The 18,397-nt window shown below is 72.9% G+C and carries 17 protein-coding genes; 10 read left to right on the forward strand and 7 right to left on the reverse strand.

What is annotated here, in order from left to right:
- Positions 1 to 10: 10 nt before the first annotated feature.
- Positions 11 to 1,225, reverse strand: coding sequence for a nitroreductase/quinone reductase family protein (locus HS048_RS21815; protein WP_196468481.1), 1,215 nt, complete (start codon positions 1,223 to 1,225; stop codon positions 11 to 13).
- A 267-nt stretch (positions 1,226 to 1,492) separates the two neighbouring features.
- On the opposite strand from HS048_RS21815, the gene HS048_RS21820 reads away from it, so the two are divergent.
- Together HS048_RS21820 and HS048_RS21825 are read left to right on the forward strand one after the other, a co-directional pair.
- Entirely contained in the window at positions 1,493 to 2,167 is a 675-nt protein-coding gene (locus HS048_RS21820) for a pyridoxamine 5'-phosphate oxidase family protein (RefSeq protein ID WP_196468482.1), read from the forward strand.
- A 139-nt stretch (positions 2,168 to 2,306) separates the two neighbouring features.
- Positions 2,307 to 2,975 (forward strand): response regulator transcription factor, encoded by a 669-nt coding sequence (locus tag HS048_RS21825; RefSeq protein WP_068901603.1) that lies wholly within the window; start codon positions 2,307 to 2,309, stop codon positions 2,973 to 2,975.
- Between the two features lie 21 nt (positions 2,976 to 2,996).
- On the opposite strand, the gene HS048_RS21830 is transcribed toward HS048_RS21825, so the two are convergent.
- A complete protein-coding gene (locus tag HS048_RS21830) occupies positions 2,997 to 4,697 on the reverse strand; it encodes a GAF domain-containing protein (RefSeq protein ID WP_196468483.1) in 1,701 nt (566 codons plus the stop codon).
- 186 nt (positions 4,698 to 4,883) lie between these two features.
- Here HS048_RS21830 and HS048_RS21835 point away from each other — a divergent pair, with 186 nt between their 5' ends.
- The 3 genes from HS048_RS21835 to pflA all read left to right on the forward strand — a co-directional run bounded on the left by HS048_RS21835 (position 4,884) and on the right by pflA (position 9,022).
- Positions 4,884 to 5,849, forward strand: a complete 966-nt coding sequence (locus HS048_RS21835) for a hypothetical protein (RefSeq protein WP_196468484.1) — start codon at positions 4,884 to 4,886, stop codon at positions 5,847 to 5,849.
- 133 nt (positions 5,850 to 5,982) lie between these two features.
- A complete protein-coding gene (gene pflB / locus HS048_RS21840) occupies positions 5,983 to 8,244 on the forward strand; it encodes a formate C-acetyltransferase (RefSeq protein ID WP_196468485.1) in 2,262 nt (753 codons plus the stop codon).
- A 52-nt stretch (positions 8,245 to 8,296) separates the two neighbouring features.
- Positions 8,297 to 9,022: a pyruvate formate-lyase-activating protein gene (gene pflA, locus HS048_RS21845; protein WP_196468486.1), complete on the forward strand. Its 726-nt coding sequence runs from the start codon at positions 8,297 to 8,299 to the stop codon at positions 9,020 to 9,022.
- Between the two features lie 113 nt (positions 9,023 to 9,135).
- Here the strand turns inward: pflA and HS048_RS21850 are convergent, their stop codons facing one another.
- On the reverse strand, positions 9,136 to 10,296 hold the full coding sequence (locus tag HS048_RS21850; RefSeq protein ID WP_196468487.1) for a trans-acting enoyl reductase family protein: 1,161 nt from the start codon (positions 10,294 to 10,296) through the stop codon (positions 9,136 to 9,138).
- Positions 10,297 to 10,455: 159 nt separating this feature from the next.
- Between HS048_RS21850 and HS048_RS21855 the strand changes: the two genes are divergently transcribed.
- Both HS048_RS21855 and HS048_RS21860 read left to right on the forward strand, forming a co-directional pair.
- Positions 10,456 to 10,938, forward strand: coding sequence for a cation:proton antiporter regulatory subunit (locus tag HS048_RS21855; RefSeq protein ID WP_068897450.1), 483 nt, complete (start codon positions 10,456 to 10,458; stop codon positions 10,936 to 10,938).
- A gap of 7 nt (positions 10,939 to 10,945) precedes the next feature.
- Positions 10,946 to 12,109 carry a cation:proton antiporter gene (locus HS048_RS21860; protein WP_068897188.1) on the forward strand — a complete coding sequence of 388 codons (1,164 nt, stop codon included), beginning with the start codon at positions 10,946 to 10,948 and terminating at the stop codon, positions 12,107 to 12,109.
- Positions 12,110 to 12,199: 90 nt separating this feature from the next.
- Here the strand turns inward: HS048_RS21860 and HS048_RS21865 are convergent, their stop codons facing one another.
- Complete coding sequence (locus tag HS048_RS21865; protein ID WP_196468488.1) at positions 12,200 to 13,252, reverse strand: aldo/keto reductase; 1,053 nt, start codon at positions 13,250 to 13,252, stop codon at positions 12,200 to 12,202.
- Positions 13,253 to 13,458: 206 nt separating this feature from the next.
- On the opposite strand from HS048_RS21865, the gene HS048_RS21870 reads away from it, so the two are divergent.
- On the forward strand, positions 13,459 to 14,322 hold the full coding sequence (locus tag HS048_RS21870) for a helix-turn-helix domain-containing protein (RefSeq protein WP_196468489.1): 864 nt from the start codon (positions 13,459 to 13,461) through the stop codon (positions 14,320 to 14,322).
- Positions 14,323 to 14,482: 160 nt separating this feature from the next.
- Here the strand turns inward: HS048_RS21870 and HS048_RS21875 are convergent, their stop codons facing one another.
- Entirely contained in the window at positions 14,483 to 15,043 is a 561-nt protein-coding gene (locus HS048_RS21875; RefSeq protein WP_068897194.1) for a DUF4396 domain-containing protein, read from the reverse strand.
- Positions 15,044 to 15,344: 301 nt separating this feature from the next.
- The gene (locus HS048_RS21880) at positions 15,345 to 16,127 is read right to left on the reverse strand and encodes a transposase family protein (RefSeq protein WP_196468490.1); all 783 of its coding nucleotides are present in this window, start codon (positions 16,125 to 16,127) and stop codon (positions 15,345 to 15,347) included.
- A 191-nt stretch (positions 16,128 to 16,318) separates the two neighbouring features.
- On the opposite strand from HS048_RS21880, the gene HS048_RS39160 reads away from it, so the two are divergent.
- The gene (locus tag HS048_RS39160) at positions 16,319 to 16,885 is read left to right on the forward strand and encodes an HNH endonuclease signature motif containing protein (protein ID WP_196468491.1); all 567 of its coding nucleotides are present in this window, start codon (positions 16,319 to 16,321) and stop codon (positions 16,883 to 16,885) included.
- Between the two features lie 213 nt (positions 16,886 to 17,098).
- Positions 17,099 to 17,632 (forward strand): hypothetical protein, encoded by a 534-nt coding sequence (locus tag HS048_RS21890; RefSeq protein WP_196468492.1) that lies wholly within the window; start codon positions 17,099 to 17,101, stop codon positions 17,630 to 17,632.
- A 124-nt stretch (positions 17,633 to 17,756) separates the two neighbouring features.
- Here the strand turns inward: HS048_RS21890 and HS048_RS21895 are convergent, their stop codons facing one another.
- Positions 17,757 to 18,374, reverse strand: coding sequence for a DUF6461 domain-containing protein (locus HS048_RS21895; protein ID WP_196468493.1), 618 nt, complete (start codon positions 18,372 to 18,374; stop codon positions 17,757 to 17,759).
- Between the last annotated feature and the right edge of the window lie 23 nt (positions 18,375 to 18,397).

Genomic DNA, 18,397 nt, shown 5'->3' on the forward strand with positions numbered 1-18,397 from the left:
TATGACGGAGTCACTCCGTAGGGCCTGCCGTCCTCCTCCGCTGGGACCTTGGTCCCGTCCGCACCAGTGCCACCAGCGCGGTCCCCGTGACGGCCGCCACCGCGGCGGCCATGACCACCGCGCCGAGCAGTCCGATGAGCGCCACGAGCGCCGGAGGCTGCCCCGGTTGCCAGAGCGGGGTGGTCACGAGGCCGAAGGCGGCCAGGCCCAGGCACCAGCCGCCCGTGCTCGCCGCGATCCATCGCCACGCGCCGGTGACGCGGCCGCGCAGGACACCCCACTGGAACAACCCCATCGACACCAGCAGGGCCAGGCCCATGACGGCCAGGAGCGGCCAGGGGACGGCCTGCATCCCCTCGCCGAGCAGCACGGGGACCGCGCCGATCGCCCAGGCGACCGCGGCCCCTGCGGCGGTCGCCCGCACCCACGCGCGCGTCGGCACCGAGGGCAGCGCGCCGCGCAGCGCGTACGCCTGGCCGAGCCCGAGCAGGACACCCTCCCCCGCTCCCGCCAGGATCAGCAGGAAGACCTGGGCCAGCGGCCCGAGGCGTGCGGAGTCGATCACGAGGGCCGCGACCACGGCGGGCAGGGTGAAGCCGGCGATCTCCCCGGTCAGGGTGGCCAGGAACCAGCGCCGCCACAGGCCGTGCGCGTCCTGCGCGCCCGGCCCGCCGGGAACCGGCCGCTCCAGGCGGATCCGGATCGCCACCCCGTCCCGGGCCCAGGCGGGCCGGGCCGCCCCCGTCGGCCGGCCGGGCGCCGCCGCCATCTCCAGCAGGGTCTCCGCCACCCGCCGGCCGTCGGAGGACACGCTCGCGGCGCCCTCCCACTCGCGCCCTCGCAGGCGGACGCGGACCGGGGCACTCCCCGGTCCGGACAGGTTGCGCCACCACGTCCGGCTCCGGCGGCTGACCAGCAGCAGCTCGCCGTCCCTCTCCACGTAGTCCGCGGGTACGGTGACCTCGCGGCCGGTCCTGCGGCCCTTCACGGTCACCAGGGCGACCGAGGCGCTCAGCAGGTCGTGCAGGGGGGAGCGGAGCAGCCGACGGACGAACGGGTTCACCAGGCGGTTCTGGGCCGTGCGCAGCGGCCCCCGGGACGGCGCGCCCGCGGCCGGGATGCCGGTCGCGGGCAGGGCGGCCCCGGCGTCGGCGGCCCGGGGCAGGCCGTCGGATCGAGGCAGGGCGTACGAACCGTCTGCGGCCGGCGGCCGGTGCATCACCATGTCGTCCTCCTGCGGTCACTCCCATTCGACCGCCCGCCGGTGCCCGGCGCAGGGGCCGAAAGACCCCGCTGCGCGGGACCTCCGGCCCGCCGGAGGCTCGGCCCCTGCCCTACGATGGCGATCGATCATGACGGTCGTCCGGCGGCCGGAGCACGGGTTAGAGTCACGCGAGCGGGGGGAGGTCCGGAGTGATCCGGTTCCGGGCACGCCCGCTCCGGGGCGCTCCGGCGGCCGGGACCACCTCCGCCTTCTTCATCGGGAGAACCCATGACCGAACGCATCACGGCCTCCGGCGACCTCGGCCGCCGGGTCGCGGCCAGGCGTGAGACCCTCGGCCTCAGCAGGGAGGGGCTGGCCGAGCGGGCGGGGATCGACCTCGGTTACCTCGCCTACCTGGAGGAGGCCGCGGCCTCCCCCGCCGGCGAGACCGTGCAGCGGCTGGCCACCGCCCTGGAGACCAGCCCGGAGGAGCTGCTGGGAGGCACGGTCGACCTGCCGCCCGGACGCGGTCCCGGCGCCGCCGGGGCCTCGCTGGAGAAGCTCGACCCCAACCAGTGCCTGCACCTGATCTTCCCCGGCGGCGTCGGCCGGGTCGCCTTCGACGACGGCGGCGGCCCGACGATCCTGCCGGTCAACTACGTGCTGCACGACAACGCCGTGGTCTTCCGCACCGCCGCCGACGGGCCGTTCGGCGAGAACCTGCGCACCGGTGTCCCGGGCGTCGAGTTCAAGGTCGCCTTCGAGGTCGACCGGATCGACGACCCCAACCGGGAGGGCTGGAGCGTGCTCATCCGGGGCGGGGCGCACCTGGTCTCCTCCCCCGACGAGCAGGCGGCCGTGGAGGCGGCGGGCGTGCGGTCCTGGGCGGGCGGCACCCGCGACCTCTACATCAAGATCGTTCCCAGCGAGGTCTCCGGCCGCCGGATCCGGCACCGCCCGTGATCCTGCGGCCCCTGCACCCGGGCGCCCACGGGCGCCCGGGTGCCCGCGCCGCTCTGATCCGTGTTTTGATGGTCTCCCGCCGGACAGGGGTGCCTGGAAGGCCCGGTCACCGGCGGCCGAGGTGAGGAGAGCCGACGGCATGGACGTGATTCGCGTGGTCCTGGTGGACGACCACGAGGTGGTACGGCGCGGCGTCGCGGCCCTGCTCGACTCCGAGGACGACATCCAGGTGGTCGGGGAGGCCGGGACCGCCGAATCGGCCGTCACCCGCATCACCGCGCTCCAGCCGGACGTGGCGGTGCTGGACGTGCGCCTGCCCGACGGCAGCGGCATCGACGTGTGCCGCGAGGTCCGCTCCCGCATGCCCGGCCTGGCCTGCCTGATGCTCACCTCCTTCGCCGACGACGACGCGCTGTTCGACGCGGTGATGGCGGGCGCCTCGGGGTACGTCCTCAAGCAGATCCACGGCTCCGACCTGGTCGGCGCGGTGCGCACGGTGGCCTCGGGCCAGTCGCTGCTGGACCCGCAGACGACCGCGTCCATGCTGGCGCGCCTGCGGGAGCAGGAGAGCCGCAAGGACCCGCTGGCGGCCCTGTCACCGCAGGAGCGGCAGATCCTGGACCTGATCGGCGAGGGCCTGACCAACCGGCAGATCGGCGAGCGGATGTTCCTGGCGGAGAAGACGGTCAAGAACTACGTCTCCAACCTGCTGGGCAAACTCGACATGCAGCGCCGTACCCAGGCCGCGGCTTTGGTCACCCGGCTCAAGGCCGAACGCGGCGAGCGGGGAGACCTCCGCCCCTGGTGAGCCCGGCGGCGGGCCGAGGGGTCAGCCCCGGCCGAGCGGGACCCGCCAGCGCAGGCGGCTGCCCCCGCCCTCGGCGCGCTCGGCGGTGAAGGACCCGCCCAGGCGCTCGGCCCGTTCGGCCAGGTTGCGCAGCCCGCTGCGCCGCCCGTCCTCGGGGATCCCGACGCCGTTGTCGCTCACCTCCAGCAGCAGCGCGCCGCCGCTCACCTCCACGAGCACCTGCGCCCTGCTCGCCCGGGCGTGGCGGGCGACGTTGGACAGCGCCTCGCGCAGCACCGCCCGCAGCTGCTCTCCGATCTCCTCGGGCACCGTGTTGTCCAGCGGCCCCTCCATCCGGATGCCGGGCATGAAGCCGAGCTGCTCGCGGGCGGCCTCCACCAGCTCCGTCACCCGGCCGCGCAGCGTGCGGGCCGGACCGGCCTGCGGCGGCGTCTGCAGTGCGAAGATGGTGGAGCGGATCTCCTTGATGGTCTGGTCCAGCTCGTCCACCGCGTGCTGCAGCCGCGCCGACGCGGCGGGGTGCTCGACCATGCGGACCGTGCTCATCAGGGTCATGGCCACCGCGAACAGCCGCTGGATCACGACGTCGTGCAGGTCCTTGGCGATGCGGTCGCGGTCCTCCAGCAGGCCCAGCCGCTCGGCGTCGCGGCGCGCGGCGGCCAGTTCCAGCGCGATCGCCGCCTGCCCGCCCAGCGCCTCCGCCATCCGCAGGTCCGGCTCGCCGAACGGCGGCGCCCCGCTCCGCCTGGCCAGGACGAGCACACCGCGGGCCCCGTCGGTCCCGCCCAGCGGCACGGCGATGGCCGGGCCCAGCGGCACGCCCTCCAGGTGCGGCGGGTGCCCGGTGGACTCCTGCAGGTCCGGCGTACTCTGCGGCCGGCCGGTGCGCAGCGTCACGCCCGCCAGCGACCTGTCCATCTGCATGTCCCGCGCGCGCAGCAGCTCCTCACCGAACCCTTCGACGATCTCGATCCGCACCACGTCCTCGTGCGGGAAGCTGACCATCGCGGTGTCGGCCCCGGTCAGCTCCCGGGCGCGGCGGGCCATGATCGTGAGCACCTCGCCCGGGTCGTCGCCGGAGAGCAGGCTGGTGGTCACCTCCGACGAGACCCTCAGCCAGTCCTCCCTGCGCCGGGTCTCCTCGTACAGCCGGGCGTTCTCGATGGCCACGCCCGCGGCGGCGGCCAGCGCGTTGACGACCGCCTCGTCCTCCTCCTCGAAGGCCCCTCCGCCGGCCTTCTCGGTCAGGTAGAGGTTGCCGAACACCTCGTCGCGCACCCGCACCGGCACGCCCAGGAAGCTGCGCATCGGCGGATGGCCCGCGGGGAAGCCGTAGGACTCGGGATGCTCGGCGAGGTCGGCCATCCGCAGCGTCTGCGGGTCCTTGATCAGCAGGCCGAGCAGCCCCTTGCCGTGCGGCCAGTGCTCGATCCGCGCGATCTCCTCCTCGGTGAGGCCCACCGGGATGAAGCGCTCGAGCGTGCCGCCCTCGCCGATCACGCCGAGCGCCGCGTAGCGGGCGTCGACCAGTTTGGCCGCGGCCTCGGTGATGCGCCGCAGCACGGTCTCCAGGTCGAGATCGCTGCCGACCGAGACCACGGCCTCCAGCAGCGCGTGCACCCGGTCGCGGGTGGCGAGCACCGTCTCCAGCCGGTCCTGCAGCTCCGACAGCAGGTCGTCCAGCCGCATGTGCGGAATCAGAGATCTCTCGCCCACGCCCATCCCTCCGTCACGCCCCGGCTCACCCCAAGTCTCCCACCCGGCACGGGGTGGCCGGAAAGAGCGCCCGCCCCGGCGGGGCGGGGCGAGGGCTGCCCGGTCCCGAGGTCCCCTTCCCCGGGGACCTTCGGCCCTGCCCGCGGGGCCGGGCGGTGCGCCAGCCTCGAAGAGAACCAAGGAGGTTCCGCCATGCTCAGCCCACTCGCCACCCACGCCGGCCTGCGGCGGCTCGTCACCGCGGCGGGCGCCGCACCGTCGGTGCACAACACCCAGCCGTGGCGTTTCGGCGTCCACCGCCGCGAGCACATCGAACTCCACGCCGACCCGGACCGCCGGCTCCCGGTGGCCGACCCGCGCGGCCGGTCGCTCCACATCAGCTGCGGCGCGGCCCTGTTCAACCTGCGCCTGGCCCTGCGCGTCGCCGGCTGGCGGCCCGTCTCCTGGCCGCTGCCCGCGATCGGGGACGCCGGGTCCACCCTGCTCGCCGCGGTGCGGCCGGTGCGGGCTCCGCTCGCCTCGGCGGCCGAGCACGAGCTGTACGCCGCCATCCAGGACCGGCGCACCAACCGCCGGCCCTTCTCCGGCGCCCTCGTCCCCGCGGGGGTCATGGCGGAGCTGGCCGCGGCGGTCCGGCTGGAGGGCGCCGAACTGGTCCGCGTGGACGGCCCGGCGGGCACCGCCCTGCTGGAGGAGGTTGCCATGGCCGAGGAGCGGCTGGCGAGCGACGCCGGGTACCGCGCCGAGCTCGCCCGGTGGACCGGCGGGGACGGGCGGCGCCGCGACGGGCTCCCGCCCTACGTCCAGGGCCCGCGCCCCGACGGCGTCTCCGTGCCCGTCCGCGGCTTCGCGCGGACGAACGGGGAGACCGCCCGCTTCGAGGCCCGGCCGCAGCTGGTGGTCGTGACGACCACCGGGGACGGGCCGCAGGACTGGCTCCGCGCCGGCCAGGCGCTGCAACGCATGCTGCTGGTCGCCACCCTGCACGGGGTGTCGGCCTCGTTCCTCAACCAGCCGCTGGACCTGCGCGACATGCGCCGCCACAGCGATCCGCGGCACCGGCGCGGCCACCCTCAGATGATCGTCCGGATCGGCTACGGGCCGGCCGTGCCGCGTGCGCCCCGGCGCCCGGTCCCGGAGGTCCTCAGCGCCGCGTGAACGGCCGGTGGTGACGCCGTACGGGCGGCCGGTTCGTGACGAAGGTCCCATCCCCCGGTGACGTCCGCCTCCGGCCCGCACGCCCTCCGGGGGACGACCATTGACCGCAGACGGAATCAAACAGGAGGTCCCCATGAGCACGACGACCGAGACCGGGCGAGTGGCCGGGCAGGGCGCCTGGCGCGGCTTCCAGCCGGGCATCTGGTGCTCCGCCGTCGACGTGCGGGACTTCGTGCGCGCCAACCACACCCCCTACACCGGGGACGACGGCTTCCTGGCCGGGCCGACGGCGCGCACGCTGGCCGTCTGGGAGCGCCTGACCGCGATGTTCCCCGCCGAGCGGGAGCGCGGCATCCACGACGCCGACCCCTCGACCCCCTCGACGATCACCTCGCACGCCCCCGGCTACATCGACCGGGAGAACGAGCTGATCGTCGGCCTGCAGACCGACGCCCCGCTGAAGCGGGCGATCATGCCGAACGGCGGGCTGCGGATGGTCGAAAGCGGCCTGGCGGCCTACGGGTACACGCTCGACCCCCGGGTCAAGGAGATCTTCACCAGGTACCGCAAGACCCACAACACCGGCGTGTTCGACGCCTACACGCCGCGGGTGCGCGCGGCCCGGCGCTCGCACCTCGTCACCGGTCTGCCCGACGCCTACGGCCGGGGCCGGATCATCGGCGATTACCGACGCGTGGCCCTTTACGGTGTAGATCAACTGATTGCGGCCAAGAAGGCCGAACTGCACACCCTGGACGAGGCGCCCTCCACCGCGGACGTCATCCGCGACCGGGAGGAGCTGGCCGAGCAGATCCGCGCCCTGGGCGAACTGGCGGAGATGGCCGCCTCCTACGGCTTCGACGTCTCCCGGCCCGCCTCGAGCGCGCAGGAGGCGATCCAGTGGCTGTACTTCGGCTATCTGGCCGCGGTCAAGGAGCAGAACGGCGCCGCCATGTCGCTGGGCCGCACCTCCACCTTCCTGGACGTCTACCTCCAGCGCGACCTGGACGAGGGCGTGATCGACGAGGTCCGGGCCCAGGAGCTGGTCGACGACTTCGTGATCAAGCTGCGGATCGTCCGGTTCCTGCGCACCCCCGAGTACGACCAGCTCTTCTCCGGCGACCCGACCTGGGTCACCGAGTCGATCGGCGGCATGGGCCGCGACGGCCGCCCCCTGGTCACGAGGACGAGCTTCCGCTTCCTGCAGACCCTGCACAACCTCGGGCCCGCGCCCGAGCCCAACCTGACCGTGCTCTGGTCGCCCGACCTGCCGGAGGGCTTCAAGCGGTTCTGCGCGCGGACCTCCATCGAGACCAGCTCGATCCAGTACGAGAACGACGACCTGCTCCGGCCTACGTTCGGCGACGACACCGCCATCGCCTGCTGCGTGTCCGCCGCGCCCGTCGGCCGGCAGATGCAGTTCTTCGGCGCCCGGGTGAATCTGGCCAAGACCCTGCTCTACGCCATCAACGGCGGCCGCGACGAGATCACCGGCGAGCAGGTCGGCCCCGCGCACCCGCCGGTGACCGGCGACCGGCTCTCCTACGACGAGGTCGCCGCCGCCCTGGACAGGATGATGGACTGGCTGGCCGAGACCTACGTCGACGCGCTCAACGTCATCCACTACATGCACGACAAGTACGCCTACGAGCGCATCGAGATGGCGCTGCACGACTACCCGGTCAAGCGCACCCTCGCCTGCGGCATCGCCGGCCTGTCGGTGGCCGCCGACAGCCTGTCGGCCATCAGGTACGGCGGCGTGCGGGTGGTCCGCGACGAGACCGGCCTGGCGGTGGACTACGTCGTCGAGGGCGACTACCCCGCCTTCGGCAACGACGACGACCGGGTCGACGACATCGCCGCCGGGCTGGTCCGGAGCTTCATGAACAAGATCCGCGCCTACCCGTCCTACCGCGGCGCCGAGCACACCCAGTCGGTGCTGACCATCACCTCCAACGTGGTGTACGGCAAGCACACCGGCAGCACCCCCGACGGCCGCCGCGCGGGCGAGCCGTTCGCCCCCGGTGCCAACCCGATGAACGGCCGCGACCGGCACGGCATGGTCGCCTCCGCGCTCTCGGTCGCCAAACTCCCGTACCAGGAGGCCAAGGACGGCATCTCGCTGACCAGCACGGTGACGCCGGCCGGGCTGGGACGTACGCCCGAAGAGCGGATCGCCAACCTCGCGGGCGTGCTCGACGGCTACTTCGACGGCGGCGGCTTCCACATGAACGTCAACGTCCTCAACCGGGAGACCCTGCTGGAGGCGATGGCGCACCCGGAGAAGTACCCGCAGCTCACCATCCGCGTCTCCGGCTACGCCGTCAACTTCGTCCGCCTCACCAGAGAGCAGCAGCTCGATGTCCTCAACCGCACCTTCCACGGCTCGGTCTGACCCCGCGGCCCGGACCGCCACCACGGCCGCCACCACAGCCGGGACCGCGCCCGTGACCGGCTCCGTCCACTCCTGGGACCTCTCCACCGGGGTGGACGGGCCGGGCACCCGCTTCGTGGTGTTCACCTCCGGCTGCCCGCTGCGCTGCCTGTACTGCCACAACCCCGACACCTGGCGGATGCGGGACGGGCGGCCCACCACGGTCGACGAGCTGGTGGCCCGCGCCGAGCGCTACCGGCGGTTCATCCGGATCGCCGGCGGCGGCGTCACCGTCAGCGGCGGAGAGCCGCTGCAGCAGCCGCTCTTCACCGGCGAGCTCCTGCGCCGCTGCCACGACAGCGGCCTGCACACGGCCCTGGACACCTCCGGCTTCCTGGGCGAGCGCGCGAGCGACGCGATGCTGGCCGACGTCGACCTGGTCCTGCTGGACGTCAAGTCCTGGAACCCGGAGACCTACCGGAAGGTCACCGGGAACGAGCTCGCTCCGACGCTGCGCTTCGCGCGCCGCCTGGCCGGGCTGGGCAAGCCCACCTGGATCCGCTTCGTCCTGGTTCCCGGCCTGACCGACGCCGAGGACGACGTCGACGGCCTCGCAGCCTTCGTCGCCACGCTGCCCAACGTCGAGCACGTCGACGTCCTGCCGTACCACCGGATGGCCGAGGCGAAGTACGCCGGGCTCGGCCTGCCCTACCCGCTGCCCGGCGTCGAGCCGCCGGACGCCGCGCTGCTGGAGCGCGTGCACGCGCAGTTCCGCGCCCACGGGGTGCGCAGCCGCTGAGGAGACCCGGACCGGCGGCGTGCCCCGCCCGCACGGGCCGCGGCCTCCCGGAGCGCCCCGCCGGGGCTGCACCCGCATCATCGCGGCAGGGCGCTCCGGGGTCGCGCCGGATCTCACCCGCGTGAGTCCCGCAGCACCCTGAATGTGATCCCCGCCCGCTGCAGGCGGCCGATCAGCGCCTCGCCCATCGCCGCCGCGGTGGTGGTCTGGCCCGCCGTCTCCGGCAGGTCGTCGAAGGCCAGGCAGAGCGCGGACTCGCCCAGCATCTTCGCGGTCTCGTCGTAACCGGGGTCGCCTCCGGAGACCTCGGTGACCACGCGCTCGCCGCCGCCGCGCCCGTCGAAGGTGACGGTGAACCAGCTCTTCGCCCGCTGCTCCGGGGTGGGCCCGCCGCCGGCCGGGAAGCGCTCCAGCAGCCGGGAGCGCACCGGCGGGAGCTGCGCCAGCAGCGCCAGCGCCCCGGCCCCCGCGGCCAGGCCCAGCGCCTCGGGCAGCCGCCTGACCGCCAGGTGATGGCGGTAGGTGAAGTCCGGGCCGTAGCGCTCCAGCGCACGGGCGGAGCGGGCGACGATGCGCGGGTCGATCGTGGGCAGCGGCAGCGCCCAGCCTCCGACGTTGCGCGGCGGGCCGGGCAGGCCCCGCACCCGGCGGCCGGCCGGGCGCTCCTCCAGCCTCCGCCGCACGAGCGCGGCCCGCGCGCTCTGCCGGGCGCGGGAGAGCGCCGTGACGGCCGAGTGCACGGTGCCGCCCGACGGCCGCCCGCCTCCCCGCACGTATCCGTCGACGCTGATCGGCACCCCCTCCGGGAGCCGCTGCACGGTGAAGTAGACGCCCAGGTCGTGCGGGACCGAGTCGAACCCGCAGGCGTGCACGAGCTTGGCCCCGGTCTCCCTGGCGGTCGCGTGGTGCCGGGCGAAGGCCAGGTCGACGAACTCCGGCTCGCCGGTGATGTCGGCGTAGTGGGTGCCCGCCGCCGCGCAGGCGGCGACGAGCGGCTCGCCGTGGAGGACGTACGGGCCCACGGTGGTGGCGACCACCCGGGTCCGCCGGGCGATCTCCGCCAGCGAGGCCGGGTCGGAGGCGTCGGCGTGCAGCAGGGGCAGCTCCGGCAGGCCGATCCGCTCGCGGACCGCCTCCAGCCGCGCCCGGTCGCGCCCGGCCAGCGCCCAGCGCCGCTCCGGACCGGCGTTGCGGGCGAGGTACTGCGCGGTGAGCGCACCGGTGAACCCGGTGGCGCCGAACAGCACGATGTCGTACGGACGGTCGTCGGACATGGGGGAAGGGTCCCCCGCCGGAGGCCCTTCCGCAACCCCCGCGCCGGAAGGGCCCCGGCCGGTGCGATCACCGCCACGGGCTCGTTCGGCGGGTGGCCGCCCTGGTTGGTAGGTTCGGGGAAACATCGGAGATACATGGACAAGCGGAGGATCGGCGCGGTGGAAGTCGAGCAGACGGCGTTGCCGGGGATCGGATTGCGGCACGAGTTCACCACACGCTCCGGACGCCGGATCGGGGTCGTCTCCCACCGGACCGGCCGCCGCGACCTGGTGATCTACGACAAGGAGGACCCCGACCGCGCGTGCGAGGTCGTCAAGCTGAACGACGAGGAGGCCGACGCCCTGGTCGAGCTGCTCGGCGCCCCGCGCATCGTGCAGCGCCTCAACGCCCTGCACCGCGAGGTCGAGGGCCTGGTCAGCCTGCAGCTGCCGATCGCCCCCGGCTCGCCGTACGACGGGCGGACCATGGGCGACGCGCGCGTGCGCTCCCGCACCGGCGCGTCCATCGTGGCCGTGGTCCGCGCCGGTCAGGTCTTCGCCAGCCCGGCCCCGGACTTCGGGCTCACCGGCGACGACATCGTGGTCGTGGTGGGCAGCCCGGACAGCACCGACGCCGTCGCCGACATCTTCAGCAACGGTTAGGCCGCTGGTGCACCACACTGCAATCCTGTTCCTGGAGTTCGGCGCGGTCCTGCTCGGACTCGGCATCCTCGGAGCGCTGGCGCTGCGCGTCGGCATCTCCCCCATCCCCCTCTACCTGATCGCCGGTCTGGCCTTCGGCACCGGCGGCATCGTGCCCCTGGCCACCAGTGAGGAGTTCATCGCCACCGGCGCCGAGCTCGGCGTCATCCTGCTGCTGCTCACCCTCGGCCTGGAGTACAACGCCGACGAGCTCGTGACCAGCCTCAAGGGCAACGCCCGGGCCGGCATCGTCGACCTGGTGCTCAACGCCGCGCCCGGCGCGGTCTGCGCGCTGCTGCTCGGCTGGGGCCCGGTCGCGGCCGTGGCGATGGCCGGCGTCACCTACGCCACCTCCTCCGGCATCACCGCCAAGGTCCTGTCCGACCTGGGGTGGATCGGTAACCGCGAGACCCCGGTGGTGCTCTCGCTGCTGGTCTTCGAGGACCTGACCATGGCCGTCTACCTGCCGGTCCTGACCGCCATGCTGGCGGGCCTGTCCCTGGCGGGCGGGGCGGTCACCGTGGCGATCGCGCTGGCCACGGTCAGCGTGGTGCTGCTGGTCGCGCTCCGCTACGGGCGGTTCATCGAGGCGTTCGTCTCCAGTCCGAACTCCGAGGTGCTGCTGCTGAAGGTCGTCGGGCTCGCGCTGCTGGTCGCCGGGATCGCCCAGCACCTGCAGGTGTCGGCCGCGGTGGGCGCGTTCCTGGTCGGCATCGCCCTGTCGGGGGAGCTGGCCGAGGACGCCCAGGCGCTGCTGGCCCCGCTGCGCGACCTGTTCGCCGCGGTCTTCTTCGTCTTCTTCGGCCTGCAGACCGACCCGGCGAAGATCCTGCCCGTCGCCGGGCTGGCCGCGGCGCTCGCCCTGGTGAGCATGGCGACCAAGCTGCTCACCGGCGTCTACGCGGCCCGGCGGGCGGGCATCGCCCGGGCGGGCCGGATCCGCGCCGGCATCGCGCTCATCCCGCGCGGCGAGTTCAACATCGTGATCGCCGGGCTGGCGGTGGCCGCCGGCGCCCACCCGGACCTGGGGCCGCTGGCCGCCGCCTACGTCCTCATCCTGGCGGCTTTCGGCCCGCTGGCCGCGCGCCTGGTCCAGCCGTTCATCACCCGCATCGCCGCTCGCGGCGCCTGATCGGCGGTCCCGGCGGGAGCTCTCCCGAGCTCCCGCCGGAAGCGCCCGGCAGCGCTCCGCCACCCGCACGACCGCACCGGCCCGGGAGCCCTACCGCGCCGCGGTGCGCCGACCGTCCCGCTCCCCTGAGGCCGCCTCGCCGAGCGCCTGCGTGTGGGCCTCGTACTCGGCGATGAAGTCGCCGGGAAATCCGAGCTCGAACTCCGCCGCCGCCTCCAGCCGCCGGACCGCCTCCCCGGGGAGGACGACGTCGGCCGCGCCCAGGTTCTCGACGAGCTGGGCGAGGTCCCGCGCGCCGACGATGGGGTGCACGGCGGCCTGCCGGGTGCGGGTCCAGGCGATCGCCACCTGCGCCGCCGTGGCGCCCAGCTCGCGCGCGACCTCCTGTACGGCGTGCGCGACCGCGTGGTCCCGGGAGGTCAGGGAGCCGGGGTCGACCCGGGTGGCCCCCGCCCGCCGCGTCCCCTCCTCCGGCGTCCCTCCCGGGCCGGTGAACTTGCCCGACAGGACGCCTCCGGCGAGCGCTCCCCATACGGCGACGCTCATCCCGAGCGCCTCGGCCATCGGCAGCAGTTCCCGCTCGACGTCCCGCCTGAGCAGGCTGTACGGCACCTGCACCCCCGCGAACCGGGTCCAGCCCCGCCACTCGGCCAGCGTGTCGGCGCGGCTGACCAGCCACGCCGGGGCGTCGGACATGCCGACGTAGAGGATCTTCCCTGCGCGCACGGCGTCGTCCAGCGCCCGCATCGTCTCCTCCACCGGGGTGTGGCGGTCCCAGATGTGCACCCAGTACAGGTCGATGTAGTCGGTCCGCAGCCGCCGGAGGCTGTCCTCCAAGGACAGGACGAGGTTCTTGCGGTGGTTGCCGGCGGCGTTCGGGTCGGTGCGGTCACGGGAGAGCGTGTACTTGGTGGCCACGACGAAGCGGTCGCGGCGGCCCGCCAGGAGCTCGCCGACGACCTCCTCGCTCTCCCCGTACGCCGAGGCCGTGTCGATGACGTTGCCCCCGGCGTCGGCGTAGGCGTCGAGCATGGCGCGGTACTCCCGCAGCGCGTCGGGGCCGCCGCGCTCGTAGAAGGACATCGCGCCGAAGAACAGTTCGGACACCCGCAGACCGGTCCGGCCCAGCAGTCGGTAGCGCAAAGAAGATCCCTTTCGTCGGCCCTGTCCGGGCGGCCCTCCGCTCACGGGCGGCCCTCGTGCCCCGCCGTCGGGGTGCGGGGCTTCGCGGCGGATCGCCACGGCTCCGAGCATCCCGGACCGGAGACCGCCGGAGGAGGCCGCGGTGAGACTGGCCCCGGCAGGGCCATGATCGCGGCGGGACCGTGCGCGCCCACTAGACTCCGGCCATGGGAGACAACGAGCTGGGCGCGTTCCTGCGCGCCCGGCGGGAGGCCGTGACACCCGCCGACGCGGGACTCCCGGGCGGGCCGCGCCGCCGTACCCCCGGGCTGCGCCGCGCCGAACTGGCCACGCTCGCCGGGGTGAGCGTGGAATACCTCACCCGTCTGGAGCAGGGCCGCGACCGGCACCCTTCCGCCGAGATCCTCGCCGCGCTCGCCGACGCGCTGGGGCTCTCCGCCGACGAGCGGGTCCACCTGCACCGCCTCGTCAAGGCCATGACCGGCGGCACCTGCCAGGGCGGCGCCCCGCCCCCCGACCGCGCGGTGCGCCCCACGGTGCGGGCGCTGCTCGACCGGCTCGACCCGGCCCCGGCGCTGGTGGCCGACCGGCTGGGCGAGATCCTCGCCTGCACGGCCGGCTACGAGCGGCTCGCCGGCCCGGCCGGGCTGCTGGAGGCGCGTCCCGCCAACCTCACCCGGTTCGTCTTCACCGACGCCCGTGCGCGCGGCGTCTTCCCCGACTGGGAACGGGTCGCCGGCGAGCTGGCCGCCGGGCTCAGGGCCGCCGCGTCCCTCGGTGACCACCGGGCCGCGCTCCTCGCCGGAGAACTCGCGGTCGCCGCGGGCTCCGGGTTCAGCGCCCGGTTCGAGGCCGCGGCCGCGCTCCCCCGGCGCACGGGTGTGGAGCGGTGGTCGCATCCCCTGGCCGGCGAGCTGCTGCTCGCCTACGAGAGCCTCGACATACCCGGCACCGACGAGCACCGCCTGATCGTCTACCTACCGGCCGACGACGCCGCTTCGGCCGCCCTCGGTCTCCTGGCGGGGACGGCGGCCCCAGCGGCGGTCGGCGGCCCCCAGGGGGCGTCTTGACCGGTGATCGCTCGTTGCACGGGACGTGGAAAGGTCCATGCGACGACCGCTCCCCGACGGGCTGCGGGAAGTGCTCCGGCGGGTGAGCCGCCGGCTCCGGCCCGCCCGCGAGGACACCGGTGCGGGCGGCGAGGTGTTCCAGCACTCGGTGGCGTAGGTGTCAGTGGTGGTAGGCGTGGACGACGGCGTGGCCCTTGCCCCGGCCGATGATCCACTTGTTGACCGGGGTGGTGACGAGGAAGGCCACCAGGAAGGCGAGGGCCAGCGCTCCCCAGAACAGGCCGGTGGTCAGGCCGGCGTCCATGGCGCCGGGGACGATGAGCATGACGCCGTTGTCGACGATCTCCATGACGACGATGGAGACGGTGTCGGCGGCGAGTGCGAGTTTGATCGCGGTGCCCCAGTTCACCCCGGCGCGGCGCAGCGGGATGAGGGTGAGCAGGTAGCCGAAGAAGAAGGCCAGCGCGACGGCCAGGACGATGGTGGGCGCGGTGGCCCAGCCCAGCGCGGTGCCGATGACCAGGCCGAGGACCTCGCCGATGGCGCAGCCGGTGAGGCAGTGCAGGGTGGCCGAGGCGGCCGTCTTCCAGGTCGTCTTCGACGCGTGCCCGGCGTGTCCTTCGTGGGCGGCATGCGAGCGGTGATCGTGTCCGTGGTGGCCGGGATGCGCGCCGCCGGTCCTCTGCTGCCCGTGTGCAGTGTGGTGGGTCGGTTCGGACATCTCATTTCCTCTGTTGCCGTGGAGTGCCGACGCATCCGAATTTATACCCCCTAGGGGTATATGGCAAGCAGCCCGGCGTGACGGTGCCGCCGCCCCTCTCTCGCCGCCGGCCCCGTATCAGGACCTCATGGCGCCCTGTCCGCTCCGTCGGATCTGGCGGGACAGCTCAGGATCAACACCTGGTCCCCGTACGGCCGGCCACCGGGGAGCGGGCGTACGGAGCCTTGTCGAAGCCGAGGCCGACGACCGCCCGGTGCAGCAGGGTTCCTTCCTCCATAATTCGGGATTCCTTGAGCGTTTTTCATCCTGAGTAGCGGCCCTCTTCGATGAGCTGCAGGACGAGGATGGCCTGGACGATCGCGGTGGCGCGGCGGGGGCAGCAGCGGAGCCGGACCACTACCTTCCATGCCTTCAGGGTCGCGGCGGCGCGTTCGCCGATCGCCCGGATACGGGCGTGGGAGCGGTTGACGGACTTCTGGTGGCGCGACAGGCGTGGCCGGTGCCGACGGCGCTTGAACGGGGTCCGGATCGTGCTGCCTGCACCCTGGTAACCCCGGTCAGCGAAGACCTGGACGCCGGCATAGGCGAGGGCGTCGATCAGGCCGGTCCGCCGGGCCGCGGTCAAATCGTGCACCGAGCCGGGCAACGCCGGTGAGGCCCACACCAGCCGGCCCGCCGGATCGGCGAGGAACTGGACGTTGACCCCATGCCGGTGGTGTTTTCCGGAGTAGTACAGCCTGTCGTCGGCCAGCCGGTCGATCGGGATGAGCGTGCCGTCCAGAACGGCATAGGTCAGACGGGAGGCCTTCCGCGCGGCGGTGTGCACGTCGTCGGCCAGAGCGGCGACCAGGTCGACCGCCTCGCGCACGTACCGCCAGGCGGTGGTGGTGCCGATGGCGAACCCGCCGGCCAAGCGGGCGTAGGTGTCGCCGTTGCGTAGATGCGCCAAGACCAGGAGGGCTTGTTGCCCGGGGCCGAGGCGGCGCCAGCGGGAGCACCGTTGGGCACGGTGGGCGCGGATCAGCTTGGCGAGGCGGACAAGGGTGCGGTCAGACAGCGGAATCGCGGCACGGTATGACAGCAACGAGGCTCCCGGTTGGGGCATCGGATCTTGGTCGACTGCTGTCTTACCGGGAGCCTCATCTCACCTCAACCCAGCTCCCCTTGCACCCACGCTGACCAGCGTCGGCAGGTTGAAAAGGGCTCAAGATGAAAGACGGCCACCTCAACGTCTGCCGCCTCTGCAGAGCCGTGGACCGAGAAAAGTACCGTCCGATGGACGCGCCCCAACCCGCAATCAAGGTCTGCACGAAATGCGGTAAGGCCAAGTCACTGGCTGACTTCACTCCCAAGGGGGCAGCCTTCGCCAGCCGGTGCAAGCCGTGCCTTGCCGAAGTAACCCGTGAGTGGAGGGTCCGAAACCTGGAGAAGGCTCGGGTGCGCGACCGGCAATACCGAGAGAAGAATCCGCACAAGGTGAGGGCGGCATCACGGGCTCACTACCAACGGAACCGCGCCTACTATGCGGCGAAGAACGCGGAATGGACGAGAAAAAATCCGGAAGCCAACCGCGCACGGCGCGCCCGATACCGTGCTCGCAAGGCAGCGGCGCCTGGCTCAGGCGTGACCGCCGTCGAATGGGCCGAGCTGCGCGTCGCCTACGGCTGCTGTCTGGGATGCCTGCGAACTGACGTCCCGCTAGAGCCCGATCATGTGTGGGCTCTGGCGCTGGGCGGACCGCACTCGATCGACAACATCCAGCCCCTATGCAGGTCCTGCAACGCCTCCAAGGGGACCACCGGGATCGACTACCGGATCTACCACGAACACGAAGTCGTATAACCCAGCCCATCTCCGGGAGCGGCGCGCCAAGCGCCGCCCCCGGCCTCATTCTCCAAGGAGAGAGATGACAGCCAGCGACACCACCAGCGGCCAGCCCACCCGCCCGACACCACCCCGATCGAGGCGGCCCGCGACTGCCTGACCGCAGGCGGCACCCTCGCCCGGGTCGCCACCCTCGGCATCGGCGGCGCCTACCCGTTCATCTGCGACGAGGTGTTCGACGTCGTCAAGGGCCCCTCACCCGGCCACCTGGCTAGCGACACCGTACTCGCCGGGCTGAAGGACGACGCCCGGCGTGCGGTCCTCGACGAGCTCGACGCGACGTTCCCGCTCGCCCACCCCGTTCTCAGCGCCGGCTACTGCGACGCGGCCAACCGGACCGCCGCTTTCCTGCCCGTGACTAACGACGAGAACCTGCCCGCCCTGCTCGTCGGCGGCGTCCTGGTCTTCGCCTACCTGGACCCGGAGACCAAGGCACTGCGCGTCTCCGTTGACCTGGACAGCATCTGGAACGAACTCGTCCGAGACGACAGCACCATCCCGCTACAGATCAGCATCAGCGGCGCCATCGTGTTCGACGACAGCGACCAGGCCCGCACCACCGGCACGACCGTACCCGCCCCGCCGCCCGCGGCCCGCCTCTGCCGCCACTGCGGTGGTGATGCCGAGCACGTTGAGTCCCGGTCCGCCGACGATGACCCGGACGCACCGCCCATCCGCGCCTGCTCGGCCTGCCTCGGCATGTGACTCGCGCGTGCGGACTCGCCCGCCCCGGGCCCGAACGCTCCGTACCGAGGAGAAAGCATGATGACCCAGCTCGCGATCTTCGGTGACCCGTCCCAGCCTCGCCCTCGCCGCGGCTGAGCGCTCCCTAGACTCGGAAACGGTAAAGCACGTGTCCTCGTGCCAGCCATTCGAAGGATAGGCGGACTCCGGTGATCCGCTCCATCAGTATGAATGCGTGCATGCGCCAGTCATCCAGCAGCCCTCCATCCGGGACGCGGCCTGCCTCGGCGTCGGCATATCGCTCGTGCAGATGGAACAGGCCCTGGAGGTGCTCCTCAATGGCTGCCGTTTCACCCCGGATATCGCCTGCATAGTCGAATCTACATAGCTTCCTGCCGTCGCGCGCATAGAACAACGCGAATCGATAGAGGGTCGCACTCCCGATCAGGCAGATCGCCTCGCCGTCAGAGGAGAGCCGGTCGAGCGCCCGGAAAGCCCGATCGCCGGTGTACTCCATTGCGAGGAACCAGGGCGGTTCCTCCCCCAGTAATAGGAACCCGCCGAATTTGCCCTCGTTGTGCTCCTCGTACGACTCAGCGTACAGCCCTTTCAATCCACTCATGGTGGTATCGAGCACTTCGACATTGAGAGTCCGGATCACCTCATCGGCAGAGCTCGCCCGGAACCACGTCATGCAGAGCTCGCCGAGAAAGATATTGCGTTCAATCAGGTCTTTGTAGTGCGTCTCGATTTCGGTGAGCATTGCTTCGGCCCTTCCGTTGGTGC

Origin of the sequence: Planomonospora sp. ID91781 (genome assembly GCF_015711595.1) — a bacterium.
Taxonomy (GTDB): domain Bacteria; phylum Actinomycetota; class Actinomycetes; order Streptosporangiales; family Streptosporangiaceae; genus Planomonospora; species Planomonospora parontospora.

Coding starts and splice junctions, on each gene's coding strand:
- HS048_RS21815 (WP_196468481.1), bottom strand. CDS start 1,225: ATGGTGATGCACCGGCCGCCGGCCGCAGACGGTTCGTACGCCCTGCCT.
- HS048_RS21820 (WP_196468482.1), top strand. CDS start 1,493: ATGACCGAACGCATCACGGCCTCCGGCGACCTCGGCCGCCGGGTCGCG.
- HS048_RS21825 (WP_068901603.1), top strand. CDS start 2,307: ATGGACGTGATTCGCGTGGTCCTGGTGGACGACCACGAGGTGGTACGG.
- HS048_RS21830 (WP_196468483.1), bottom strand. CDS start 4,697: ATGGGCGTGGGCGAGAGATCTCTGATTCCGCACATGCGGCTGGACGAC.
- HS048_RS21835 (WP_196468484.1), top strand. CDS start 4,884: ATGCTCAGCCCACTCGCCACCCACGCCGGCCTGCGGCGGCTCGTCACC.
- pflB (WP_196468485.1), top strand. CDS start 5,983: ATGAGCACGACGACCGAGACCGGGCGAGTGGCCGGGCAGGGCGCCTGG.
- HS048_RS21850 (WP_196468487.1), bottom strand. CDS start 10,296: ATGTCCGACGACCGTCCGTACGACATCGTGCTGTTCGGCGCCACCGGG.
- HS048_RS21870 (WP_196468489.1), top strand. CDS start 13,459: ATGGGAGACAACGAGCTGGGCGCGTTCCTGCGCGCCCGGCGGGAGGCC.
- HS048_RS21875 (WP_068897194.1), bottom strand. CDS start 15,043: ATGTCCGAACCGACCCACCACACTGCACACGGGCAGCAGAGGACCGGC.
- HS048_RS39160 (WP_196468491.1), top strand. CDS start 16,319: ATGGACGCGCCCCAACCCGCAATCAAGGTCTGCACGAAATGCGGTAAG.
- HS048_RS21895 (WP_196468493.1), bottom strand. CDS start 18,374: ATGCTCACCGAAATCGAGACGCACTACAAAGACCTGATTGAACGCAAT.